This is a genomic window from Mycobacterium sp. TY814 (assembly GCF_030755175.1).
Classification (GTDB): Bacteria; Actinomycetota; Actinomycetes; order Mycobacteriales; family Mycobacteriaceae; genus Mycobacterium.
On the sequence record NZ_JAUFRY010000001.1, the window covers coordinates 1,841,924 to 1,866,103 of the forward strand.

The 24,180-nt window shown below is 69.2% G+C and carries 22 protein-coding genes; 4 read left to right on the forward strand and 18 right to left on the reverse strand.

Annotation, left to right across the window (positions count from 1 at the left end; genetic code table 11):
- Window positions 1-150: 150 nt before the first annotated feature.
- The 13 genes from tsaD to glmS all read right to left on the reverse strand — a co-directional run bounded on the left by tsaD (window position 151) and on the right by glmS (window position 17,172).
- Window positions 151-1,185, reverse strand: coding sequence for a tRNA (adenosine(37)-N6)-threonylcarbamoyltransferase complex transferase subunit TsaD (gene tsaD, locus QXH22_RS07975; RefSeq protein ID WP_306275315.1), 1,035 nt, complete (start codon window positions 1,183-1,185; stop codon window positions 151-153).
- The gene (gene rimI / locus QXH22_RS07980; RefSeq protein ID WP_306242162.1) at window positions 1,186-1,653 is read right to left on the reverse strand and encodes a ribosomal protein S18-alanine N-acetyltransferase; all 468 of its coding nucleotides are present in this window, start codon (window positions 1,651-1,653) and stop codon (window positions 1,186-1,188) included. It lies immediately after the preceding gene.
- On the reverse strand, window positions 1,650-2,270 hold the full coding sequence (gene tsaB, locus QXH22_RS07985) for a tRNA (adenosine(37)-N6)-threonylcarbamoyltransferase complex dimerization subunit type 1 TsaB (protein WP_306242163.1): 621 nt from the start codon (window positions 2,268-2,270) through the stop codon (window positions 1,650-1,652). Before tsaB ends, rimI begins: the two co-directional genes overlap by 4 nt.
- Window positions 2,267-2,728, reverse strand: a complete 462-nt coding sequence (gene tsaE, locus QXH22_RS07990; protein ID WP_306275316.1) for a tRNA (adenosine(37)-N6)-threonylcarbamoyltransferase complex ATPase subunit type 1 TsaE — start codon at window positions 2,726-2,728, stop codon at window positions 2,267-2,269. The genes tsaB and tsaE overlap by 4 nt, the downstream gene beginning before the upstream one ends.
- Window positions 2,721-3,785 (reverse strand): alpha/beta fold hydrolase, encoded by a 1,065-nt coding sequence (locus QXH22_RS07995; RefSeq protein WP_306275992.1) that lies wholly within the window; start codon window positions 3,783-3,785, stop codon window positions 2,721-2,723. Before QXH22_RS07995 ends, tsaE begins: the two co-directional genes overlap by 8 nt.
- A gap of 52 nt (window positions 3,786-3,837) precedes the next feature.
- Window positions 3,838-5,004 (reverse strand): alanine racemase, encoded by a 1,167-nt coding sequence (gene alr / locus QXH22_RS08000; RefSeq protein WP_306242165.1) that lies wholly within the window; start codon window positions 5,002-5,004, stop codon window positions 3,838-3,840.
- Between the two features lie 65 nt (window positions 5,005-5,069).
- On the reverse strand, window positions 5,070-9,626 hold the full coding sequence (locus tag QXH22_RS08005) for a PE family protein (protein ID WP_306275317.1): 4,557 nt from the start codon (window positions 9,624-9,626) through the stop codon (window positions 5,070-5,072).
- A 231-nt stretch (window positions 9,627-9,857) separates the two neighbouring features.
- Entirely contained in the window at window positions 9,858-11,240 is a 1,383-nt protein-coding gene (locus tag QXH22_RS08010) for a glutamate decarboxylase (protein ID WP_306242167.1), read from the reverse strand.
- A gap of 40 nt (window positions 11,241-11,280) precedes the next feature.
- Window positions 11,281-12,696, reverse strand: a complete 1,416-nt coding sequence (locus tag QXH22_RS08015) for an NAD(P)H-hydrate dehydratase (protein WP_306275318.1) — start codon at window positions 12,694-12,696, stop codon at window positions 11,281-11,283.
- Between the two features lie 2 nt (window positions 12,697-12,698).
- Window positions 12,699-13,415, reverse strand: a complete 717-nt coding sequence (locus QXH22_RS08020) for a rhomboid-like protein (RefSeq protein WP_306242169.1) — start codon at window positions 13,413-13,415, stop codon at window positions 12,699-12,701.
- 66 nt (window positions 13,416-13,481) lie between these two features.
- Window positions 13,482-14,345, reverse strand: coding sequence for a DUF4436 domain-containing protein (locus tag QXH22_RS08025; protein WP_306242170.1), 864 nt, complete (start codon window positions 14,343-14,345; stop codon window positions 13,482-13,484).
- Window positions 14,342-15,283 (reverse strand): DUF4436 domain-containing protein, encoded by a 942-nt coding sequence (locus QXH22_RS08030; RefSeq protein ID WP_306242171.1) that lies wholly within the window; start codon window positions 15,281-15,283, stop codon window positions 14,342-14,344. Before QXH22_RS08030 ends, QXH22_RS08025 begins: the two co-directional genes overlap by 4 nt.
- An 11-nt stretch (window positions 15,284-15,294) precedes the next feature.
- Complete coding sequence (gene glmS, locus QXH22_RS08035; RefSeq protein ID WP_306242172.1) at window positions 15,295-17,172, reverse strand: glutamine--fructose-6-phosphate transaminase (isomerizing); 1,878 nt, start codon at window positions 17,170-17,172, stop codon at window positions 15,295-15,297.
- A 148-nt stretch (window positions 17,173-17,320) separates the two neighbouring features.
- On the opposite strand from glmS, the gene QXH22_RS08040 reads away from it, so the two are divergent.
- From QXH22_RS08040 to QXH22_RS08055, 4 genes are read left to right on the forward strand one after another with little or no spacing between them, the layout of a single operon-like run.
- The gene (locus QXH22_RS08040; RefSeq protein WP_306244421.1) at window positions 17,321-17,740 is read left to right on the forward strand and encodes a DUF2510 domain-containing protein; all 420 of its coding nucleotides are present in this window, start codon (window positions 17,321-17,323) and stop codon (window positions 17,738-17,740) included.
- A 9-nt stretch (window positions 17,741-17,749) separates the two neighbouring features.
- Window positions 17,750-18,601: a dienelactone hydrolase family protein gene (locus QXH22_RS08045; RefSeq protein ID WP_306242173.1), complete on the forward strand. Its 852-nt coding sequence runs from the start codon at window positions 17,750-17,752 to the stop codon at window positions 18,599-18,601.
- A 46-nt stretch (window positions 18,602-18,647) separates the two neighbouring features.
- Window positions 18,648-18,998 (forward strand): ester cyclase, encoded by a 351-nt coding sequence (locus QXH22_RS08050; protein ID WP_306242174.1) that lies wholly within the window; start codon window positions 18,648-18,650, stop codon window positions 18,996-18,998.
- A 36-nt stretch (window positions 18,999-19,034) separates the two neighbouring features.
- A complete protein-coding gene (locus tag QXH22_RS08055) occupies window positions 19,035-20,078 on the forward strand; it encodes an LLM class F420-dependent oxidoreductase (RefSeq protein ID WP_306275319.1) in 1,044 nt (347 codons plus the stop codon).
- A gap of 2 nt (window positions 20,079-20,080) precedes the next feature.
- Here QXH22_RS08055 and QXH22_RS08060 read toward each other — a convergent pair whose 3' ends face one another.
- From QXH22_RS08060 to rplM, 5 genes are all read right to left on the reverse strand, one after another.
- Complete coding sequence (locus QXH22_RS08060) at window positions 20,081-21,415, reverse strand: hypothetical protein (RefSeq protein WP_306242176.1); 1,335 nt, start codon at window positions 21,413-21,415, stop codon at window positions 20,081-20,083.
- A gap of 2 nt (window positions 21,416-21,417) precedes the next feature.
- On the reverse strand, window positions 21,418-21,705 hold the full coding sequence (locus QXH22_RS08065) for a type VII secretion target (RefSeq protein ID WP_306242177.1): 288 nt from the start codon (window positions 21,703-21,705) through the stop codon (window positions 21,418-21,420).
- A gap of 43 nt (window positions 21,706-21,748) precedes the next feature.
- Window positions 21,749-23,086 (reverse strand): phosphoglucosamine mutase, encoded by a 1,338-nt coding sequence (gene glmM / locus QXH22_RS08070; RefSeq protein WP_306242178.1) that lies wholly within the window; start codon window positions 23,084-23,086, stop codon window positions 21,749-21,751.
- Window positions 23,087-23,205: 119 nt separating this feature from the next.
- Entirely contained in the window at window positions 23,206-23,661 is a 456-nt protein-coding gene (rpsI, locus tag QXH22_RS08075) for a 30S ribosomal protein S9 (protein ID WP_306242179.1), read from the reverse strand.
- Complete coding sequence (gene rplM, locus QXH22_RS08080; protein WP_055579855.1) at window positions 23,658-24,101, reverse strand: 50S ribosomal protein L13; 444 nt, start codon at window positions 24,099-24,101, stop codon at window positions 23,658-23,660. Before rplM ends, rpsI begins: the two co-directional genes overlap by 4 nt.
- Window positions 24,102-24,180: the final 79 nt, after the last annotated feature.

Sequence of the window (24,180 nt, forward strand, 5' to 3'; positions counted from 1 at the left end):
GAATTACCAGGTGATGTGGCATTCGTCCGAGTCCCTCGCGCCGTCGTCGCGGGTGCCGACACGGGGGTCGTCCGACTGCCACCTAGCACTCTATACATGAGAGTGCTAGCACTCAAGGGTGCCCCGGTGCTTCTACGCGCTCAGCGAACATCAACCGACTTGTCCCTGCACCACAGGCAGCCCCGGGTCGCTGCGCGCGTCCAGCGGTGACGGAGCGGCGCCCGCGGCCACCAGGTGGGCGGCGAATGATGCGATCATCGCGCCGTTGTCGGTGCACAGACGCGGCCTGGGGATCCGCAGCGTCAGGCCGGCGTCGCGGCAGCGCTCGGTAGCCAGCTCACGCAGCCGCGAGTTCGCCGCCACCCCACCGGCTATCAGCAGGGTCGACACTCCCAGTTCGGTCGCCGCACGGACCGCCTTGCGGGTCAGCACGTCAGCCACCGCTTCCTGGAAGCCCGCGGCCACATCGGCGGGCACGAAGTCGGGATTGCTCTCGACATAGCGGGCCACCGCGGTCTTGAGGCCCGAGAAGCTGAACGCGTACGGATCGTCGCGCGGCCCGGTCATGCCACGCGGAAAGACGACCGCCTCAGGGTTACCGGTGCGGGCCAGCTCGTCGAGCACTCGGCCACCCGGATAGCCCAGGCCCAGCAGGCGCGCCACCTTGTCGTAGGCCTCACCGGCCGCGTCATCGACGGTGCTGCCCAGTTCGACGATCGGTTCTCCGAGAGAGCGGACGTGCAGCAGGTGGGTGTGCCCACCGGACACCAGCAGGGCGACCGACTCGGGCAGTGGGCCGTGCTCGTAGACGTCGGCGGCCAGGTGTCCACCCAAGTGGTTGACCGCGTAGAACGGCACCCCCCAGGCTGCCGAATACGCTTTGGCCGCAGCGATTCCCACCAACAGGGCGCCGGCCAGCCCGGGCCCGATGGTGGCCGCGACGACATCTGGTCTGGCCGGGCCTTCCAATCCCGCCGTCGCCAGCGCGCGGCGCATCGCGGGCCCGAGGGCTTCCAGGTGCGCCCGGGACGCGATCTCGGGCACGACTCCGCCGAACCGGACATGCTCGTCGACACTGGATGCCACCTCGTCGGCCAACAAGGCGACGGACCCGTCGGCGTCCAGCCGTGCGATCCCGACACCCGTTTCGTCGCAAGAGGTTTCGATGGCAAGGATGATCGTCATCTACTGAGCGTCCCTCCGCATGGTGTAGGCGTCGGCGCCACTGACCCGGTAGTACCGCTTGCGCAGCCCGATCTGCTCGAACCCCACACTGCGGTAGAGACCGATCGCGGCCTCGTTGTCGGTGCGGACCTCCAGGAACACCACTCCCCCTTCCGCGAAGTCGAGCAGTTCGGTGAGCAACCGGCGGCCGATGCCCCGGCCCTGGTGGACGGGGTCCACCCCGATGGTGTGCACTTCGTACTCGAACGGCGCCACCCGGCCCAGGCGGGAGATGCCGGCATAGCCGACGAGCGTGCCGGCGCTGCGCGCGCCAACGTAATGATTTGTCTTGCTGTGCAATTCGCGTTCGAATGCGACGGCAGGCCATGGGTCGTCGCCGTCGAACAGTTGCGCCTCCAGTTCGGCACACCGGCGGGCATCCGCGTAGTTCAGCGGACCGATGGTGACGGGCTCGAGATGGGCTGTCACTGGCGGGCCGCCAACGGCTTGGCGTCGGGGCGACGCAGATACAGCGCGACCAGCGGTGCGGGCATGGCGGACCAGTCGGGCACCGCGCGCACCAGACCGGCGGGGGTCGGATACACCGGTTCACAATGCGGCAGATCGACCAGTGCCGCATGCTCGGGCGAGCCCGCCGCCGCCGCTGCCGTACCCGGGTCGACGTCGGCCGGTGCATTGACGGCCGGGCCATCGATGCGAAGCCCGTCGCGGTATCGCGCCCAGTACACCTCCCGGCGGCGGGCATCGGTGACCACCAGCGTCTCGCCGCTGGTGAGTACGCCGATGGCGTCCAGGCTGCACACGCCGTGTACCGGGATACCCAGTGCGTGCCCGTAGGCCGCGGCGGTCGCCATGCCGGCCCGCAGGCCGGTGAACGGACCGGGTCCGCAGCCCACCACCACGGCGTCGAGGTCGGTCATCGCCAGGCCTGCATCGGCAAGCGCCGCAACAACATTGGGCGTGAGTCGTTCGGCGTGCGCACGCGCGTCCACGGTGACCCGCCGGGCCAGCGTCGCGACGTCGTCGACTCTGACGATGCCCGCGGTGACGGCCGGGGTGGAGGTGTCCAGTGCGAGCGCGATCATGGGCTCACCCACTCCCAGCTGGCCATCCGCACGTCGGAATGGGGGACGCGCTCGAGCCGGACATCGAGGTGGCGCTCGGCAAGGCGTTCGACCAGTCCTTCTCCCCACTCCACCACCACGACGGCGTCCTCGAGATCGGTGTCGAGATCCAGCGAGTCGAGCTCGCCGAGCAGGTCGGCGCCATGCTGGTCGAGCAGCCGGTAGACGTCGACGTGAATCATGTGCGGACGGCCCGCCTGCCGTGCCCGATGCACCCGCGCCAGCACGAAGGTCGGCGACGTGACCGGTCCGTCGACATCCATTGCCGCGGCAATTCCCTTGGCCAGCACTGTTTTACCGGCCCCGAGCGGGCCGGAGAGCACCACCACGTCCCCGGCACGTAGCTGTTCGCCCAGCTTCGATCCGAGCGCGACCGTGTCCTCGACGTGCTCCAGCGTGGCCTTCCCACCGTCACCCACGGCGCCGCAACCGCCGCCGCAGCCGTTCACCGAATCGCCGGTAGCGCAGAGTCAGCTTGTCCGGTTGCGCTCGTTCGACCAGCCGGATCAACCCGTCGTTGATGGTGTCCGGCTTGTCCAGCAGTGCAAGGTGGCTGGCTCCGGGGACGATCACCAACTCCGACTGCGGCAGCGAGGCCGCCATCAACCGGGAGTATTCGTCGGGGGTGAGCAGATCGTGGTCACCGCAGGCGATCAGGGTCGGAATCTTCAGCAGCGTCCACAAGCCCGCGGTCTCGTCGTGAGTCTCCAGGGCGCGCAGGAAGCCCACCAGGGTGGCGATCGGGGTGCCGTTCATCATGCGCTGCGAGAACGCGTCCAGACTGCGGCTGACCTGAAGGTCGCTGTACGACGCGGCCCGCAGGATCGGCCCGATCAGGGAGCGGGACACGTTGCGTCCCCGGTGCATCAGCTTCGGTGCCGATTTGGCCGTGAACCGGACCGCGTCCAGCGCCGGGTTTTTCAGGAACGCCCCCAGCGGTGAGCGGGTGACACCTTCGGCCGCCGAGGAGATCAGCGCCGCTCCCACGATCCGGCGGCCGTACTGCTCGGGGAACTGACCGGCGTGCGAGAGCACCGTCATGCCGCCCATCGAGTGGCCCACCAGGATGATCGGGCCGCGCGGGACCATGACCTGCAGCACCGTTTCCAGGTCCCGGCCCAGCTGGGTGAGTGTGTAGGAGTCCGGATCGCCCTCGCCGGACTGACCGTGTCCCCGCTGGTCGTAGAACACCATGCGCACCTGGGCGCCCAGCGCCTCCCCCAGAGCCATCCGCTGAAAGTGGAAGGCGCCCATCCGAAGACAGAATCCGTGCGCGAAGACGACGGTCAGTGGCGCGTCGGATGGCCCGGCCTCACGCACGGCCAGCGGCACGCCGTCGGAGGTCGTCACCACCTGCGCGCGATCGCTGTCGAGTCGCTCGAAATCCTCGTCCGCCCAGGGATCGTCGTCCAGCGAAGCGCGTTCGATGATCGTCTTGCGCGCCGACGCGCCGACCAGGGTGGCCACCGCGGTCAGCCCGGCGCTTCCCGCAAGCCACGCCTTGCCCTTGGGGACGCGGTGGGTGTCGTCAGCGCTCAACGGGGTCGACCTCGCGATACGTTCTGGTGATCCGGCCCCGGATGCCACTGACCACCTCGTAGTGGATGGTCCCGATCAGATCGGCCCAGTCCTGCGCGGTCGGTTCACCCCGGGTACCGGGTCCGAACAGGATGGCCTCGTCGCCTTCGGCCACGTCGGGCCGGCCAGGTCCGAGGTCGACGACGAACTGGTCCATGCAGACCCGCCCCACCCCGGGGCGCCGCCGACCGTTGATCAGCACATCCAGGCGTCCGCCCAATGACCGGAACACCCCGTCGGCGTAGCCGACCGGTATCAGTGCCAGGTTCGTGTCGCGGGGCGCAATCCAGGTGTGCGCGTAGGACACGCCCTCCCCCGCTTTGATCGACTTGACCAGTGCGACAGGGGATTTGACGGTCATCGCCGGAATCAGACCCATGTCGCCCAGTCTAGGCACCGGGCTCAGCCCGTACACCGCGATGCCGGGACGCACCAGGTCGAACGTCAGGTCGGGACGGACCATGGTGGCCGAGGAGTTCGACAGGTGTGCCACCTCGAACCGCACCCCCTGCTCGGCGGCGAAGGCCAGCATGTCGCGGAACCGCTGGGCCTGGATGTCGTTGATGGCCTGCTCCGGGGAGTCGGCGAAGACCATATGCGACATCAGTCCCCGCAGGGTGATGGCCTCGTCGGCGACGGCCTGCTTGAGCGCGGACACCATGGCGGGGAAATCCGCTGCGGCCACGCCGTTGCGGTTGAGACCCGTGTCGACCTTGACGGTGACCGTCGCCGTGACACCAGTTCGGCGCGCCGCGTCCAGCAGCTCCTCGAGTTGGTGCACCGACGAGACCGCGATCTGCACATCGGCCTGCAGTGCGGCGGCGAAGTCGAAGCCGGGCGGGTGCAGCCAGGCCAGGATCGGGTCGAGGATGCCGTCGGCTCGCAGCGCGAGGGCTTCCTCGACGGTGGCCACACCGAGTTCGGCGGCGCCGGCGGCCAGGGCGGTGTAGGCGACCCGGGTGGCGCCGTGGCCGTAACCATCGGCCTTGACCACGGCCATGACCTGGGCGTTTCCGGCATGTTCCCGGAGCACGCGCACATTGTGCGCGATCGCGCCCAGGTCGACGACGGCCTCGGCGAGGACACCGGGGGTCAGGGAGATCGGCGTGACGGACACGCCGACCATTGTCCCAGAACTGTCGTCGCCAGCCACCGGCTGCCGCTATGCGACGAAACCGGCACCTAGAGCGGGTAGGTGCCGCCGTCTATTCCTGTAGACCCGGTCGATCCACCGCCGGTGGCAGCCCCGCCGAGCCCACCGGTGCCGGCAATGGCGTTGACCGGATAGACGTGTGCGGACGCGTCACCACCACCGCCGCCATCGCCGCCGTCGATCGCCACTCCCGAGCTGTCACCACCCCGCCCGCCCGCGCCACCGATCGCGATAGCCGTGCTGACGTTCCGGTATGCCTGAGCGCTCCCACCTTTGCCGCCGTCACCACCGGTCGCGCCGGACCCGCCGTCACCACCGTCACCACCTGTTGCGGATGACAAGCCGGAATTCGTCGCCGCGCCACCAGAGCCGCCGGCACCGCCGTTGACCGCACCGGCACCTCCGGCGCCACCGTTACCACCGACAGCAGCATTCTGGTTGGCGGCGAGGCCGATGACCGCCGTGCCGCCACCTCCCCCGGACCCGCCATCACCGGCGCTACCCGCGCCTCCGTCCCCACCGTGACCGGCCGTTATATCGCCCAAGCCGCCTTGGACGACGTTGCCGCCGGTGCCGCCCGACCCACCGCTGGCACCGTTGCCGCCGCTACCCCCGTTTCCTGCGACAGCTTTACCGGCGACCGTGCCGTTGTAGACACCCGCAGAGCCCCCACCGCCCCCGGACCCGCCGGCGCCAGTGGTCCCTGCTCCGCCGTCACCGCCGTCGGAGGCCATGGCATTGCCATTCCCCGAGGTGGACGCCGAACCGCCGAAACCGCCGGACCCGCCGATGGATCCGTCGCCGCCATCGCCGGCGGCGCCGGCGACGGCATCGTACGGGTTGCCGAAGTTGGAAAGAGTCGCACTGCCCCCGTTTCCGCCGGCCCCACCAGGACCGTCGGTGCCTAAGCCGCCGTTCCCGCCCGCCCCGGCGAAGATGGCGCCGAGGCCTGACGACGATGCCGTTCCACCAGACCCGCCGTTGCCGCCGCTGGCGCCGGTGCCGCCCTTGCCTCCGTCGCCGGCGGTGAGCGTTTGCTGTGACGCGGCACCAAAGCCGTTCACTGACCCGCCGCTGCCGCCGGCTGCGCCGGCGCCCGTGGTCCCGGAGCCGCCGTCACCGCCGTCACCGCCGATCAGGTTGCCAAGCCCCTGGCTGTTCACCGAGCCCCCGGAACCGCCGTATCCGCCGGAAAGGCCATCCCCGCCATGGCCGCCCTTTCCGCCGACGAGGTTCCCGCTCGAGGCGTTGTTGTAGTTGCTGACAGAGCCGCCACCGCTGCCCGAGCCGCCGTTGGCCGTGGTCCCGGCGCCGCCGTCACCGCCGTCGCCGCCGATCAGGTTGCCCAGCCCCTGGGTGGAGACCGAGCCGCCCGAGCCGCCGGCCCCGCCACTGGTGGCCCCGGCGCCACCCTTGCCGCCATGCCCGCCGCGGGCAGTTCCGGTGGACGCGGGACCGGAGCCGTTCGCCGTCCCTCCCGAGCCGCCTGCCCCGCCGTCGGAGACGGTCCCGGTGCCGCCATCACCACCGCTGCCGGCCACGATGTCCCCGAGCCCGTCGCTGGACGTGTAGCCGCCCGAGCCACCTGACCCGCCGGACGCACCGCGGCCGCCCGATCCACCGCTGCCCGAGGTGGCCGTCCCCTTGGAGGCGTTGTTGTAGATGCTGCCGGCACCGCCGCTGCCACCGGACCCACCGGCGGCGGAGACTCCGGCGCCGGCATCACCACCAGCACCACCGGTGACATCGCCCGATCCATAGGTGGATACGGATCCACCCGAGCCGCCCCCTCCTCCACTGGTGGCCCCGCTGCCACCGGCGCCGCCGTCACCGCCGATCACCGCACCATTGCCCTTGGAAGTCGCATTGCCGGCGCTGCCGCCAGATCCGCCGGCCTGAGTGGTCCCGGCACCTCCGTCGCCGCCGCTGCCGGACGTCGCGGTACCCGTCGAGGCGGTATTGGTCACCGTCGCCTTCCCGCCGACGCCGCCAGCCCCGCCGGAGGTGGCACCTGCGCCTCCGTCTCCCCCGGCGCCGGCCGTGACGTTGCCAAGTCCGGATGTTTCCGCCGATCCGCCGCTGGCGCCATCGCCGCCGTCGGCCGTGGTGCCGACGCCTCCGTTGCCACCGGCACCGCCGTGCACGCTGCCACCCTGGCTGGACGCGTTGCCGCCGAGGCCCCCGTCTCCGCCACTGGCGCCGTCGCCGCCATTCCCGCCACTGCCGGCGGTGACCGTCCCTGTGGCACCACTGTTATTGGCGAACGCTTCGCCGCCGCTACCGCCTGACCCGCCACTGCCGGTGGTCCCGTTGCCGCCGTCGCCACCGCCACCGGCGACCGCATTGCCGCGACCCGAGGTCGAGAGGTAGCCGCCATCGCCGCCATCGCCGCCGGCGGCCCCATCGCCGCCGCGGCCGCCGCTGCCCGTGGTCACCGTAGCTGTTGAGGACGAATTCGACAGGGTTGCGTAACCCCCGCTGCCGCCGGTCGCGCCGGACGAAGCTCCGAAACCGCCATCCCCGCCCGAACCGGTAGTGATGGCTCCAAGCCCGACGCTATACACCGAAGCGCCGGATCCGCCGACACCGCCGGTGGTTGCGCCGCTGCCACCCTTGCCGCCGTTGCCGGCAACGGCAGGCGCGGTCGACGCGTAGTTGTTGACACTCACCGCTCCGCCGTAGCCACCATTTCCGCCGCCGAAGACGCTCCCGTCACCACCATCGCCGCCGGCACCACCGATCGCGTGCCCTGTGGCGGAGGTGTACACCGAACCGCCGGAACCACCCCACCCGCCGCTGGAACCGCTGCCGCCCTGTCCGCCCACGCCGCCGGTGGCGTCTCCTGTCGAGGCGTAGTTGATGATGGTGGCCGAACCACCGCTTCCTGCGGATCCGCCGGCACCAGTGGTCCCCGAACCCCCGTCTCCGCCGGCGCCGCCCGTCGCGCTTCCAGTCCCATAGGACGACGCGTAACCTCCGGAGCCGCCCGAACCTCCCGTCGAACCGTCGCCGCCACGCCCCCCGTTGCCCGCGATGGCGTCAACGGACCCATACGATGACACGGTGGCGCCGTTACCGCCGCTACCCCCGCTCCCCGCACCGGCGCCGTCGCCTCCGTGACCACCGTCGCCCCCCCGTCCTGCCAGCGCACCGCTCACTCCCCCGTCGCCACCGGCGCCGCCGTCCCCCGCACCCACGGCGTCACCGCCGACTCCGCCGGTACCACCGTTGCCGTAGGCGCCGCCGGCCCCGCCGGTACCTCCGGCGCCCCCGGAACCGCTGCCGGTGTAGCCCGCTCCGCCCTCACCGCCGTTACCGCCATTGCCGGTAACGATGACGCCCGTTGCGCCGGCCGCGCCGGCGACGGCGCCGGCACCACCGGCTGCCCCGCCGGCCCCACCCTTACCGAACCCGGTGGGGTCGCCGCCTTTGCCGCCGGTACCACCTGGCGTCAGGGCGTCGGGTCCAGCACCGCCGGTGCCACCGTCTCCGGGTGCCCCAGCATTGCCACCGGCTCCGCCTGCTCCCCCGTTGCCGTTCAGACCTGCGGCGCCGAACAGCGCCGATCCCTTGCCTCCTGCGCCACCCGCGCCACCGGTGCCACCGTCGCCTCCGGCACCGCTGTCACCGCCATCACCACCGGTGTCGCCTGGCGTCGTGGTGTTCCATCCCGCGCCTCCGGCGCCACCGACGCCACCGGCCCCGCCGACCCCGCCCTGTCCGCCGGCCCCTCCATCGCCGAACACCATTCCGCCGTTGCCGCCGGCACCGCCGTTGCCGGCCTTTCCGCCGGGCCCGCCGACACCTCCGATACCGCCGTCAGCTGTCGACGACGTGCCGGCGGCGCCCGCGGCGCCGACTGCACCAGCCGCACCCGCACCGCCGATGCCGCCGGCCCCGCCGTCACCGAAAAGTCGTGCGCTGCCGCCCATTCCACCTGATCCGCCGGCTACGGTGGCGCCGCCGACACCGCCGACACCGCCGGCACCACCAGCTCCGCCGTTGCCTCGCAACCAGCCGCCGGCGCCGCCCGTGCCACCCACGCCGCCGCCCGCGCCACCGACGCCCCCCGCCCCGCCGTTGCCGATCAAACCGGCCGCGCCGCCGGTCCCACCCCGCGAACCCGCCGCGCCCGACCCACCGGCGCCGCCGTTGCCCCACAGAATGCCTCCGGCTCCACCATTGGCCCCCGTGCCAGGCGCACCGTTTGTGCCATCGCCGATAAGCGGACGTCCCAGCAACGCGTTGGTCGGTGCGTTAATGACGCCTAACAGCCCCTCTGCGAGGGTTTGCAACGGCGAAACGCTGGCCGCATCGGCGACCAGATATGCAGTGCCCGCCCCCGCCAGCGCGCTGCCGAACTCGGCATTGAACGCTGCGATACGCGCGCCGATTGCCTGATACTCGCGGGCGTGGCCGGAGAACAGCGATGCGATTGTTGTTGATATCTCGTCTTCAGCGGCGGCCAGCACCGAGGAAGCGGGAGCCGCGAACGCCTCCGTCGCGTCGTTCAACGACGCACCCAGACGTGCTACATCTGCGGCGGCGGAGGCCAGCATGTCCGGCAACACAGCAACGTAAGACATCCTGCCTCCCAAACCCGGCCCGTACGAGGTTCAAAGTCGTGCAGAGGGCTAGAGCATGCCATACGAGCACCAGGGCTTCGGGGCATTTCCGCCAATCAATTTACGCAGTTGGCAATATTTTGTGGCGCGCCAGCCGGCTCAGCCCATTCCGGGTTATCAGCGGCCGCATATCGCGCGTCGAGCGGTTTCCGGCCATGTCGAAATGCCGGTCAGTTCCCCGATGGGTACTGCTCAGTGCGCAAAGTGCTCCGCCTCGTAGTGCCCGCCCGGCTTGAGCTTGTCCAGCGACGCCAGCGCCTTGATCGCGTCGTCGTGCAGCGCGCGGGCCAGGTCGGCGGAGAGCCCCTCGCGCACCACGATGCGCAGCACTGACACGTCGGTGGCGTTGTCCGGCATCGTGTAGGCCGGCACCTGCCAGCCGTAGCCGCGCAGCTCGTGGGACACGTCGAACTCGGTGTAACCGCGGTCTTTGGCCAGCCGGAAGCTGACCACCGGAATGGCCGAGCCGTCAGAGATGATCTCCATGTGCTCGCCGGTGCGCAGCTGCTCACCGAGCCAGCGCGCGGTCGAGGACAGCGACTGCATGACCTGCGTGTAGCCCTCGCGGCCCAGCCGCAGGAAGTTGTAGTACTGGCCGACCACCTGGTTGCCGGGGCGGGAGAAGTTCAAGGTGAAGGTCGGCATATCTCCACCCAGGTAGTTGACCCGGAAGACCAGGTCCTCGGGTAGGTATTCGGGGCTGCGCCACACCACGAACCCGATGCCCGGATAGGTCAACCCGTACTTGTGGCCGCTGACGTTGATCGAGACCACCCGCGGTAACCGGAAGTCCCACACCAGATCCGGGTGCAGGAACGGCACCACGAACCCGCCGCTGGCGGCGTCGACGTGCACCGGGACGTCCACACCACCATCGGCGGCCAGCTTGTCCAGGGCCGCGCAGATCTCTGCCACCGGCTCGAGTTCCCCGGTATAGGTGGTGCCCAGGATCGCCACCACGCCGATGGTGTCCTCGTCGACGGCGTCGAGCACCTGCTCAGGCGTGATGACGTAGCGGCCCTCTTCCATCGGCAGGTAGCGGGGCTCGACGTCGAAGTAGCGACAGAACTTCTCCCACACCACCTGCACGTTGGAACCCATCACCAGGTTGGGGGTGCGTCCCTTCCAGTCCTTGGTCTTGGCGCGCCAGCGCCATTTCATCGCCAGGCCGCCCAACATCACCGCCTCGCTGGAGCCGATGGTGGACACCCCGGTGGCGCTGCTGGGGTCGTCGTCCCTCAGACCCTCGGCGTGGAACAGGTCGGCAACCATGCACACGCAGCGCTGCTCGATGGCCGCGGTGGCGGGGTACTCGTCCTTGTCGATCATGTTCTTGTCGAACGTTTCGGCCATCAGCTTCCCGGCCTCGGGGTCCATCCAGGTGGTGACGAAGGTGGCCAGGTTCAGCCGCGAACTGCCGTCGAGCATCAACTCGTCGTGGATGAACCGGTAGGCGGCCTCCGGATCCATCGACTCCTCGGGCATCCGCAACGCCGGCACCGGCGCGGTGAACAGGCGACCGGTGTAGGCCGGCGTGATCGAGTGGGTGGCCATCGACGGGTGACTCTTGGACACGGCGATCGATCCTTTCGTTGCTGGTTGCTTAGAGGGCGGCTTAGAGATCAGCCACGGCCGCCCGGATGTGGTGCACAATCCGCGACGCCGAGGTCGGCGCCTCCCCCGGGCCTGGGTCGGCGGCCGACAACGCGGCCGCTCGGGCATGGACGAATGCGGCGGCCGCGGCAGCCTCGGCGGGGGGTAAACCCGATGCCAGCAGGGCGCCGATCATTCCGGACAACACGTCCCCCGACCCGGCGGTGGCCGCCCAGGACTGCCCGGCCGGGTTGAGGTAGACGGGTCCGCCGGGATCGGCGATGACGGTGACATTGCCCTTGAGCAGCACGGTGGCCCCCAGGGCGTCGGCCAGCCGGCGCGTCGCGCCCACCCGGTCGTCTCCCGGCGGCGATCCGGCCAGCCGCGCGAACTCTCCGGCATGCGGGGTCAGCACCGTGGGGGCGGTACGGCCGGCCACCAGCTCCGGATGGGCGGCGAGCATGGTCAGGCCGTCGGCATCGACCAGCACCGGCAGGTTGGTGTCCAGGGCGAACCATAGGGCCGCCGCCCCGGCCTCGTCGGTGCCCAGGCCGGGCCCGACCACCCAGGACTGCACCCGTCCGGCCGCCGCCGGGGTGGGCGAAGCGATGACTTCCGGCCACCGGGCCAGGACTTCGTTTTTGGCGCTGCCGGCGTAGCGGACCATGCCCGAATGGGTCGCGACCGCGGCGCCCGTACAGAGCACCGCGGCGCCGGGGTAGGTCGAGGAACCGGCCAGCACGCCGGTGACGCCCTGGGTGTACTTGTCGTCGCGGGCACCCGGCACCGGCCAGCGCGCCAGGACATCGGCGGCCTGGAAACTGCGCAGGTCGGTCTCGGGCAGGTCGAGTCCGATGTCGACGAGCTCGACACGGCCGCAGTCAGCCAGCGCATGTACGGGTTTGAGGCCGCCGAAAGTGACGGTGAGCGCGGCGCGCACGGCGGGTCCGGTGATGGCGCCGGTGGCTACGTCGATGCCACTGGGAATGTCGACGGCGACCACCGGGATGTCACCGGCCCGGTCGAAGACCTGGGCCGCGGCCGGCCGCAGCGGACCCGAACCGGAGATGCCCACTACCCCGTCGATGACGAGATCCGTTGACTTATCGATGTTTTCGACGACACGGCCGCCCGCCCTGCGGAACGCCGCCAGGCCTTTTCGGTGGGTCTTGTCGGGGTTGAGCAGCACCGCGTCGGCGGCGGCGCCGCGCCGTCGCAGGAAAGTCGCCGCCCACAGCGCGTCGCCGCCGTTGTCGCCGGACCCTACGACGGCACAGACTCGGCGGCCCGCGACTCCGCCCGTGCGGGCGGTCAGCTCACGAATGATCGCGGTGGCCAGGCCGTAGGCGGCCCGTTTCATCAGTACGCCGTCGGGCAGGCTGGCCAGCAGCGGCGCTTCCGCGTCGCGAATCGTGTCCGCAGAGTAGTAGTGCCGCATCGTCAGCCCGGCGCCTCCTGTGTTTTCCGCCGGCCGAAGACGGCTCTGAATCGCTCCGCCGGATTCCAGGACCCGGTCGTGCGCTCACGGGCCATCGGGAAGAACGCCAGGCCGATCAGCAGCGCCGCGAAATGACCGATGGCGGTGAAGCTGAGCTCGATGCGGTCCATCACCAGCACCGGAAAGCCGAAGATGAGCAGCAGCACCCCCAGGTAACCCCAGCGCCAGGGCCGGGCGATCCGGTAGGTGAGGATCCCCATGACACCGACCAGGAAGTAGCTGACCCCGATGTCGTGGGCGCGTACCGATCTCGCCGAGGCGTCGTGCATTTGGATCGCCATGTACAGCAGGCCTTCACTGACATAGGTGGCGACGATGTGCGACGTCAATCCCACAGTGAGCCAACGCAATTGGCCGAGCCATCGCTCGGCTGGCGCCAGGAAGATGGTGAACAGCAGCAGGTAGGGTTCCAGGCTCCGGCCGTCGATCCACCAGAGGCTGGAAAACAGGACGCCCAGCGGATCGGTCGCCAGCGCGTGCACGTTCGTGTAGCGGTGCAACAGGATCGAGTGCAGCTGATGGCCGGTGAGCAGGTTCTGCACGAGCGTCGTGATGGCCAGCGCGAGCAGCCAGCCGTAGGTCAGCGGCGCGCTGGTGACGTAGTGCCACACGATGCGCACCAACGCCCGAGCCCGTACCGATACCGATACCCTCGCCACCGTCCAACCCTTTCACGCCCGCGGTCGCAGCGTACAGCGTGGGCAACATTCCGCTCAGTTACTTGATTATGGCTCAGTCGGTTTCGTCGGCTGCTCGGCCCTGTGTGGTGCCAGGTGCCGCCACCAGCACGCGATGTAGAGCGTCAGCGATATCACCAGCACCACGATGACCCACAGCACCACCGTCACGTCGATCCACGCGCCGAACGGCGGAGCGTCGGGAAGCGCACCCCGCAAGGGCATCACCGCGAACAGCATCGCCGCGTACCAGGTCGTCATCGGTGGCTGAAACTTCCGGCGGTTGCGGAATGTCTGCACCGCGACGAACAGGGCCAGCACCGCGAGCGCGACGAGCACACCCAGGATGACCAGACCGAAGGCCGCGGTACTGGGTGACCGGTACAGATCGAGGCGGTAGGGCGCGCGCTCGTTGCCCGCGCCCAGCCGATTCACCTCGATTTTCCAGCCGAGTAGCCGATCGACCAGGGTGGCCGCGGCCGGCACCGGCGTCTGGTCGGCCCCGGAGAAGAGCTGCATGGCCAAAGGGCCCGACTGGTAGCTGTCGAACGGCCAGTCCGCGACGTCGCCGGTGAGCGTGACTGCGACCGGGATGATGTCGGGAAGAGTGCCCTTCGGCCACGTCCGCTTGCTGGCCGACGTCACCGAGGTCGCCACGACGCTGAGATCGTCTTTGAGGGTGTGCGTCTGCGGGTCCAGCAAGCCGGCGCCGGGTTCGACGGTGATGTTGGCCCGCAGCACGCTGTTGTCGGACTGAATGTCCTCGATGTCGAATGTGACCCGGGTCGCGTCGGACGGGGCCGAACCGTCAGCGATGCGGTGCGGATGACCCATACCGCTGTCGACATACAACACGATCGATGCGATGTAGGCGGCGACGAAAAGCAGCACGCCCGTGATCGCGAGCCTCATCGGCCGGGTACTGCGGGCTGGTCCGATTTCGCCGGTTTCTCTGGCTGCCCTGGTTCCGCCGGCTTCTCGGCTTGCGCCGGCGTCTCTGATTTCGCTGGCTCCACCGGTTTCTCCGGGGCGAGGTGCCGCCACCAGCACGACACGTAGAGACCCATCGATGCCACCAGCGCCACGATCACCCAGAGCACCACGGTGATGTCGACCCACGCTCCGAACGGGGGCGCGTCGGGCAGCGCATTGCGCAGCGGTATCACCGCGAACAGCATGGCCGCGAACCACGTCGTCATCGGCGGCTGGAACTTCCGCCGGTCGCGCACTGTCTGCACGGCGACGAACAGACCGAAGCCGGCAATGGAGACCAGGACCGCGAGGAGCACGACGGCAAGCGCGACGGTGCTGGGCGAGCGCTGTACCTGCGCACGGTAGGGGGTCTTGACTTCGCCTGTGGCGCCGCCCTGCACCTCGACCTTCCAGCCGGGAAGGCGATCGACGAATGTCACCGAAGCCCATTCCGGAGTTTGCGGGGTGCCGCGGAAGAGGTTGATCGACACCGGTTTGGAGACGTAGCTGTCGAACGGCCAATCGGACACGTCACCGTTGATGTTGAGCGATATCGGGACGACGCCGGGCTGCGTGCCTTTCGGCCAGGTACGGCTGGTCGGCGTGGTCGCGGATGTGGCGGCGACGGTGAGGTCTTCCTTGAGATTTCCGGTCAGCGGATCCAGCAGCGCGGGCCCGGGTGTCACCGTGAGGTCGCCGACGAGCGCATTGCGGTAGGGCTGGATGCCCGTGATATCCAGCGTCACAGTGGTGCCGTCGGCCGACGGCTGGCCGTCCGTCACGGGATGGGCCGGGCCCATGCCGGTCAGCGCATACAGCGCGACCAGACCGACGTACGCCACGACGAAAACCGCAAGACTGACGATCCCCCACCTCATGGCGCCCCCGTCTATTCGACTGTCACCGACTTCGCCAGATTACGTGGCTTGTCGACGTCGTAGCCACGCGCCTGCGCGACCGACGCGGCAAACACCTGCAGCGGAATGGTCGACAGCAGTGGCTGCAAAAGTGTTGACACCGAAGGGATTTCGATCAAATGGTCGGCGTAGGGGCGCACCGTTTCATCGCCTTCCTCAGCGATCACGATGGTCACGGCGCCCCGGGTCTGAATCTCGCGGATGTTCGACATCAGCTTGGCGTGTAGCATCGCCGAGCCCTTGGGCGAGGGCATCACGACGATCACCGGCAGGTCGTCCTCGATCAGCGCGATCGGGCCGTGTTTGAGCTCGCCGGCCGCGAACCCCTCGGCGTGCATGTAGGCCAGTTCCTTGAGCTTCAGCGCGCCTTCCAGCGCCACGGGATAGCCCACGTGGCGACCGAGGAACAACACCGTCGACGACTGAGCGAACCGGTACGCCAGGTCGGCCACCGGTTCGGTCGCCGCGATCACCCGAGCCACCAGGTCGGGCATCGCTTCCAGCTCGCGATATTCACGTTCGACTTCGTCGGGGTACTTGGTGCCGCGGGCCTGCGCCAGCGCCAGACCCACCAGGTAATTGGCGGTGATCTGCGCCAGGAACGTCTTGGTGGAGGCGACTCCGATCTCCGGGCCGGCGCGGGTGTAGAGCACCGCGTCGCATTCGCGCGGAATCTGCGAGCCGTTGGTATTGCAGATCGCCAGCACTTTGGCCTTCTGCTCCTTGGCGTGGCGGACGGCCTCCAGCGTGTCGGCCGTCTCGCCGGACTGGGAGATGGCCACGACCAGGGTGCTGCGATCCAGAACCGGGTCCCGGTAGCGGAACTCGCTGGCCAGTTCGACTTCCACCGGCAGTCTGGTCCAGTGCTCGATCGCGTACTTGGCGAGCAGACCGGAGTGGTAGGCGGTGCCGCAGGCGACGACGAACACCTTGTCGACCTCGCGCAGTTCCTGGTCGGACAGTCGCTGCTCGTCGAGCACGATCCGGTTGTCCACGAAATGGCCGAGCAGGGTCTCGGCAACCGCGGTGGGCTGCTCGGCGATCTCCTTGAGCATGAAGTACTCGTAGCCGCCCTTTTCGGCGGCGGCGAGGTCCCAGTCGATATGGAATTCCCGGTACTCGCGGCCCGCTTCCAGATCCTCGTTGCCGTGGAAGTCGCTGATCCGGTACCCGTCGGCGGTGATCACCACCGCCTGGTCCTGACCGAGCTCGACCGCATGGCGGGTGTGCTCGATGAAGGCGGCCACGTCGGAGCCGACGAACATCTCGCCCTCGCCGATTCCGATGACCAGAGGTGTTGAGCGGCGGGCGGCGACGATGGTGCCGGGCTCGTCGGCGTTGGCGAAGACGAGCGTGAAATGGCCTTCCAACCGGCGCAGGACCGACAGCACGGATGCGGCGAAATCGCCGGCCGTCTCGCCGTCGTGATAGGCCCGGGCGACCAGGTGCACCGCGACCTCGGTGTCGGTGTCGCTGGCGAACTCCACGCCGGCGGCCTCCAGCTCCTGTCGGAGCGAGGCGAAGTTCTCGATGATGCCGTTGTGGACGACGGCGATCTTGCCGGCCGCATCGCGGTGCGGGTGCGCGTTGCGGTCGGTCGGGCGGCCGTGGGTGGCCCAGCGGGTGTGGCCCAGTCCGGTGGTGCCGGACAGTTCGGCCTCGGTCATGTCGGCGAGCGCCGACTCCAGATTGGCGAGCTGACCTGCGCGGCGGCGCACCGTGAGCTTGCCCTTGCCGTCCGCCAGTGCGATGCCCGAGGAGTCGTAGCCGCGGTATTCCATCCGGCGCAAGGCGTTCATCACGACGTCGCAGGCAGGGCGCTGCCCGACGTAGCCGACGATTCCGCACATTCTGACCAGGGTAGTGCAGGTGCGGAATTATCACCGGGACCGGCGATATCGTATATGTCTCTACCTGCACGAAAGGTTTGCTGTGTCACAGCCGTACCAAGCGCCACCGCCGTACCAGCAGCCCTCGGCGGCCGGGTATCCGGGGCCGTTGTTTCACATCAGCCTGCTCAAGCACACCGGAGCGCTGATTTTCTGGCAGCAGCAGACCGTTCGGTACACCGGCACACTCGAGCAGTGCGAACGGGCCTATAAAGATGCGCAGACCCACTGCCTGTTGGCGGGCTGGTGGAGTCTGGCGTCGCTGGTGGTGTTCAACTGGATCGCGCTGTTCTCCAACATGCACGCCATTCGACAGGTGCGGAACCTGGCTCAGAATCCGCAGGCCATGACTGGCCAGCAGCAACCGATCGCCCAGCAACAACCGGCGTGGTCGCAGCAACCGGCGGGGGCGGTACCGGCCAGGACGACACCGGCGGGCTGGTATCCCGACCCATCCGGGCAACCCGGCCAGCGCTATTGGGACGGCGGTACGTGGACCGCCTTTACCCATCCGCCGGCGCACCGCTAACGTCGACGGGTGGCCCGCATCCGCAAGCTCGTCGCCGCCCTCACCCGTCGTGGTCCACACCGCGTTCTACGCGGTGACCTGGCCTTTGCCGGACTCCCCGGCGTGGTGTACACCCCCGAAGCCGGCATGAATCTGCCCGGTATCGCGTTCGGGCACGACTGGCTGACCGGGTCCGCTCAATATTCGGGCCTGCTGGAGCACCTGGCGTCCTGGGGCATCGTGGCCGGCGCGCCGGACACCCAGCGTGGTCTCGCCCCGTCGGTGATGAACCTGGCGTTCGATCTCGGTGTCGCCCTGGACATCATCTCCGGGGTGCGGCTTGGCCCCGGCGAGATCAGCGTTCACCCCGCCAAGCTCGGTCTGGCCGGTCATGGGTTCGGTGGGTCGGCTGCGGTGTTCGCTGCCGCCGGTATGTCCGGCTCGGCCGGTAGGCCGCTCGCCGCGGTAGCCGCGCTGTTCCCCACGGTGACCGCTCCCCCGGCGGAACTGCCGGCTGCGGGACTCGACGTGCCCGGCCTCATCCTGACCGCGCCCGGCGACCCCAAGACCCTGAACTCCAACGCTCTCACGCTGGACCGCGCCTGGGACAAGGCCACGCTGCGTATCGTCAGCAAGGCGGAAGGGGGTGGCCTGGTAGAAGGCCGGCGACTGTCGAAAGCCGTGGGGCTGGCCGGCTCTGACCGAAAGACCCAACGGGCGGTGCGCGCTCTGCTGACCGGTTATCTGCTTTACACCCTGGGCGGGGACAAGACCTACCGAGATTTCGCCGATCCGGACGTGACGCTGCCCCGCACCGAGCCGGTGGATCCCGAAGCGCCGCCGGTGACCGCCGAGGAGAAGATCGTCGCGCTATTGAAGTGACCGGCACGGGTGTGTCCCTGCACACGCGAGCGGGTAGTAGCCATGTATGGCTGACGCACAGAGTCTGTACCAGCGCTGGATAAGTGAGCTGTGGGCCGGGCGGCCCGTCGCGGCGGAGCTCGTCACCGACGACTTCGTGGGACATTGGCCCGATCGCGATGTGCACGGACCGGACGAACTGACGCAGATCATCGAGCAGACACGAAACATGTTGACGGACTTGACTTTTACCGTCGAGCTTGGCCCGCTGCACGATGGCGACCTGATCGCCGGCCGGTGGGTCGGCACCGGCGGCGGCCCGGACGGTCCGGTCCGGTTCACCGGCAACGACATCCTGCGGCTCGCTGGTGACGGGCAGCGCTTCGCCGAATACTGGACGGGCACGTCGACAGGCTGATTCCCGGGCTGCGCGGGACCGTGGTAAGTGTCGTTGATGCGGATCGGGATCGCGCTGGACTATTCGGGTGGCTTTCACGAGGCCGTCGACCGCGTCGTCGAACTCGAGAAGGTCGGCATCGACGTGGCCGTGGTCGCCGAAGCCTACGCCTTTGACGCCATCAGCCAGCTCGGGTTTCTGGCGGCCAGGACGAGCAGAGTTGAGCTGGCCTCCGGCGTGTTGCCGCTCTTCATCCGAACGCCTTCGCTGCTCGCCATGACGGCCGCCGGCCTGGACCATGTCTCCGGTGGCCGCTTCAACCTCGGGATCGGCACCTCCGGACCGCAGGTGATCGAAGGGTTCCACGGCATCGCGTTCGACGCCCCGCTGGGGCGCACACGCGAAGCCGTGGAAATCTGCCGACAGGTCTGGCGCAGGCAGGAGCCGCTCCGCTATGACGGCAAGCACTATCAGATCCCGCTGCCCGCCGATCGCGGCACGGGGTTGGGCAAGGCCCTGAAACTGATCAATCATCCAGTGCGCGAACGCATTCCAATATCGATTGCGGCACTGGGCCCGAAGAACGTCGAACTCACCGCGGAGATCGCCGAGGGTTGGCAACCGGCGTTCTACTATCCGGACAAGGCCCATCTGGTGTGGGGCGAGGCACTGGCGGCCGGGGCCGCCAGGCGTGATCCCGCGCTGGGCCCGCTGGACGTCATGGTGGGTACCGCGCTGGCGATCGGAGACGACGTCGAGGACCGGTTCGCCTGGATCAAGCCCCAGCTGGCGCTCTACATCGGCGGTATGGGCGCCCGGGGCCGCAATTTCTACCACGACCTGGCTACCCGGTACGGATTCGGCGAGGCCGCCGACCGGATCCAGGAGCTCTACCTCGCCGGCCGCAAGCGAGAGGCGATCGACGCGTTGCCCGACGAACTGGTGCGTGGGGTCTCCCTGATCGGCCCGCGCGGCTTCATCGCCGAACGGCTGGCCGTCTTCGCCGAGGCAGGGGTGACCACGCTGCTGGTCCGCCCTGCGACGGCACAGGCTGATGAAGCCGTTCGCTATGTCGAGGAACTGCTGCAACTGCTGCCCTGACGTCACTGGCCCGCCTGCGGAAGTTCGTTCGCCGCGATCTCGCACGGTGTCGATCCCGCGGCGACCGGGGCGGCAGCCGGTGGCTGGACGGGTGGCGCTCCGACGGGCGGCGCCGCGGCCGGAGGTGTCGCTGGGGCGGGTACCGCGGCCGCGGGTTGGGCTGCACTGAGCGGCGGCGTGGCCGGCGCAACGCCGTGCGCCCGTGATTGCGCGGATTCGGGTTTCTCCGGCTCTGCCGGTTCTTTTAGCGGGTCCGGTTCCTGCCGGTCGCCCTCGTCGTCGGTCAGGTCGTCCTCGGCGTCGCCGGCCGAGGACTTCAGCAGGTCGCCCAAGCCCGCGACGATCCGGCTGGCGAGGCCACCGAGCCCGCCCAGGCCGCCACCACTGTCGAATCCGCCTCCACTGCCGAATCCGCCACCACCGCCCGACAGGCCCGAGTCCCCCGGCCACCCGGCCCCCAGGTCAGGTTGTGTCGTCCCCGCCGCCGGCGCGGACATCGTCGCCGCCGGTACGGACATCGGCGGCGCCGGCGCGGGCGTCGGCGGCGTGATGCTCAGGGGGGCCGCGGCGAACCTGGCCGGCACCGGCTCGCCCGGCAAGGCGGCGAGGGCGGCCGGCGTCAGCGGTGACGTCGCAGCGGCGGGCCCGCGGTACTCGCCGAAGTCACCGGGCATTTCGAAATGAGCGCGCGGAGCAGCGGCGAACCGGTCGGTGACCATGTCGTAGGCCGCCGCGACGCCCGCCTGGGCAGACAGCATCGCGCTGCGCCAATCATGCCGAATATCGTTGTCCACGTAGGGCTTTACCTGTCGATCAATCACCTCGCGGGCGCCCGCGTCGGTCGTGAGCGCGGCAGCGGCGGCCAGCCAAACCGGCCGCTGGGCGGCCGTGCGGCCGTCGATCGCGGTGGTCGTCGAGACTTTCGCATCGACCAGGCGCCACAGATTGTCCCGCAGCGATTCGCAACGTTGGGCCGCCGCGCGGACCTCATTGACCACCGCAGAGGCGATGTCGCAGTGGCGCCGCAGAAACGCAATCGCGGAGTCGGCGCCCGATCCCGTCCAGGCCGTCGCCAGCACGGTGAGCTGATCGCGCTGCAATCGCAGCGCTTCGGCGATCACCGCCGCCGCGGCGCGCAACGCCGCACAGTCGCCGTCGAGGACATTCAGGTCGAGCCCCTCTTCACCGGCATACAGGTCGGATACCTGCGCGGGATCGCCGGTCAGCTCCGGATGCTGGTAACCGGCCTGCCCGCAAGCCCGTACATAGGTCTGGATGTGCTCTAGCGCGGGCAGACCTTCAGCCAGTCGCCCCGCGACGTCCAACCGCTCGGACACGATTACGCGATCCGGGCCGCGGCGTACGACTCGGCCTCGGCGTAGCTGTCCGCTCCGGCACGCAACGCGGCGGCGAGCTCGGCCGCCGCACTAGACCACTGCGATAGTTCGGCGGCCAGGCCATCCAGCTCGCCCCGCAATCTGTCGCCATACACGGCATAGGCCCGCCCGGCGCAGGCACCGTCAAAGGCCAACCGCGCCAAGTGGTTCGATACGGCCTCGCCGATCAGTTCGGCCGCATCGTCGATCCGGTCAGCGACACCGCGCACGTCCGCACTATCAAGTCTCATACCTCATTCGACGCCGCACGGGGCGTCGAGGTTCCACCGAGTTTCAGCCGGCGGCGCTGACAGCGTCGGCCACCGTGGTGGCCAGCCGCTGCGCGATCTCCTCGTCGCCAGCCTCCACCATCACCCGGATGAGTGGCTCAGTTCCCGAGGGACGCAACAGGATTCGACCGGTGTCACCGAGTTCGGCCTCGGCCTGCGCCACCGCATTCTGCACCGCCGGCGCCACGGCGGCGGTGGCCTTGTCGGCCACATCGACGTTGATCAACACCTGCGGCAGGGTCTGCATCGCCGCCGCCAGCGCGGACAGCGGCGAACCGGTCTGCACCATCCGGGTCATCAGGCGCAGCCCGGTGACGATGCCGTCACCGGTGGAACCCAGCGCCGGCATCACGATATGGCCGGACTGCTCGCCGCCAAGGCTGAAATCGCCGGCCCGCAACTCTTCGAGCACGTAGCGGTCACCGACACCGGTGGTACGCACGGTCACGCCGGCGGCGCGCATGGCCAGGTGCAGTCCGAGGTTGCTCATCACCGTCGCCACCAGGGTGTCGGAGGCCAGTTCACCGGACTCTTTCATGGCCAGAGCCAGGACCACCATGATGGTGTCGCCGTCGACCAGTTCGCCGTTGGCGTCAACGGCCAGGCACCGGTCGGCGTCACCATCGTGGGCGATCCCCAGGTCGGCGCGGTGAGCAAGGACTGCGTCGCGCAGTCCCTCCAGGTGGGTGGAACCGCAGCGCTCGTTGATGTTGAGGCCGTTGGGTTCGGCGTTGATGGCGATGACGCGGGCGCCGGCCGCGCGGTAGGCCCTCGGTGCGGCGACGGAGGCTGCGCCATGGGCACAGTCGACAACCACGGTCAGCCCGTCGAGGCGGACGGTGCTGGCCTTGCCGACGTGGCGCAGGTAGCGCTCGGCCGCGTCCTCGGCGTCGACGACCCGGCCGATTCCCGCGCCGACCGGTCGCAGGCCGGGACCGGCCGCAACCAGGTTCTCGATCTGGTCTTCGGTGTCGTCGTCGAGTTTGTGGCCCCCGGGGCCGAAGATTTTGATTCCGTTGTCGGGCATCGGGTTGTGGGAAGCCGAGATCATCACGCCGAAGTCGGCGTCGTAAGCGCCGGTCAGGTAGGCGACGGCGGGTGTCGGAAGCACCCCGACCCGCAGCGCGTCCACCCCTTCGCTGCTGAGGCCCGCGATCACCGCAGCCTCCAGCATTTCGCCGCTGGCCCGCGGATCGCGGCCGATCACGGCCATTCGGCGGCCCGGGCCGGTCGAACTCGCCAGGTGCCGCGCCGCGGCGGCGCCCAGTGCGAGCGCCAGCTCGGCGGTCAACTCGCGATTGGCGACTCCCCGGACGCCGTCGGTGCCGAATAGTCGACCCATGCGGACAAACCTCTCACACGTTAGCGATTGTGCTCATACCCACTTTTGGCTGCGAGCGTGCCGCGGAGGCGTTCGACACGCCGACTGACACACGCTCGCAGCCAAAAAGTGGTATCTGATCAGCGCTTGCTGTACTGAGGCGCCTTGCGGGCCTTCTTCAGGCCGTACTTCTTTCGTTCCGTGGCACGCGGGTCACGGGTGAGGAAGCCGACTTTCTTCAACGCCGGCCGGTCCTCGGGGTTGGCCACGATCAGGGCCCGGGCGATGCCCAGGCGCAGCGCGCCGGCCTGGCCGGACGGGCCGCCGCCATGCAGGAGAGCGTAGATGTCGTAGCTGTCCAGCCGCTCGACGGTGACCAGCGGCGCCTTGATGAGCTGCTGGTGCACCTTGTTCGGGAAGTAGTCCTCGAGGCTGCGTCCGTTGAGGTCGAACTTGCCGGTGCCGGGCACCAGGCGCACCCGCACCACGGCCTCCTTGCGGCGGCCGACGGTCTGGATGGGGCGCTCGAATACGAACGACTCGCTCTCGACCACGGCTTCGGCCACCTCGGTGGTTTCCAGACTGGTCTCGGTCACTGGGCCACCTGCTTGATCTCGAACGGAACCGGCTGCTGAGCGGTGTGGGGGTGCTCCGGGCCCGCGTAGACGCGAAGCTTCTTCTGGATCTGCCGGCTCAGCTTGTTCTTGGGCAACATGCCGACGATCGCCTTCTCCACCACGCGGTCGGGGTGCTTTTGCAGCAGCTCACCGATGCTCCGCTGACGCAGACCGCCGGGATACCCCGAGTGGTTGTAGGCCATCTTGCTCTGCAGTTTGTCGCCGCTGATGGCGACCTTTTCGGCGTTGATGACGATGACGAAGTCACCACCATCGACGTTGGGCGCGAACGTCGGCTTGTGCTTGCCACGCAGCAGCGTCGCCGCTGCTACGGCAAGGCGGCCAAGCACAACGTCCGTGGCGTCGATGACGTACCACGACCTCGTGGTGTCACCCGCCTTGGGCGCGTATGTAGGCACAGCGCTTACTCCATCTTTCTCGGGTGGATCCCGGTGCGAACCGGGGGCCGGTCAGGCGTTTTGCGGGAGGGGCTGGTCT

Excerpts from the sequence above, each read along its gene's own strand:
- QXH22_RS08050 (WP_306242174.1), top strand. The coding sequence starts at position 18,648 with ATGGCTGACGCACAGAGTCTGTACCAGCGCTGGATAAGTGAGCTGTGG.
- QXH22_RS08025 (WP_306242170.1), bottom strand. The coding sequence starts at position 14,345 with ATGAGGCTCGCGATCACGGGCGTGCTGCTTTTCGTCGCCGCCTACATC.
- QXH22_RS08005 (WP_306275317.1), bottom strand. The coding sequence starts at position 9,626 with ATGTCTTACGTTGCTGTGTTGCCGGACATGCTGGCCTCCGCCGCCGCA.
- QXH22_RS08030 (WP_306242171.1), bottom strand. The coding sequence starts at position 15,283 with ATGAGGTGGGGGATCGTCAGTCTTGCGGTTTTCGTCGTGGCGTACGTC.
- tsaB (WP_306242163.1), bottom strand. The coding sequence starts at position 2,270 with ATGATCGCGCTCGCACTGGACACCTCCACCCCGGCCGTCACCGCGGGC.
- tsaD (WP_306275315.1), bottom strand. The coding sequence starts at position 1,185 with ATGACGATCATCCTTGCCATCGAAACCTCTTGCGACGAAACGGGTGTC.
- glmM (WP_306242178.1), bottom strand. The coding sequence starts at position 23,086 with ATGGGTCGACTATTCGGCACCGACGGCGTCCGGGGAGTCGCCAATCGC.
- QXH22_RS08015 (WP_306275318.1), bottom strand. The coding sequence starts at position 12,696 with ATGCGGCACTACTACTCTGCGGACACGATTCGCGACGCGGAAGCGCCG.
- QXH22_RS08055 (WP_306275319.1), top strand. The coding sequence starts at position 19,035 with ATGCGGATCGGGATCGCGCTGGACTATTCGGGTGGCTTTCACGAGGCC.
- glmS (WP_306242172.1), bottom strand. The coding sequence starts at position 17,172 with ATGTGCGGAATCGTCGGCTACGTCGGGCAGCGCCCTGCCTGCGACGTC.
- QXH22_RS08065 (WP_306242177.1), bottom strand. The coding sequence starts at position 21,705 with ATGAGACTTGATAGTGCGGACGTGCGCGGTGTCGCTGACCGGATCGAC.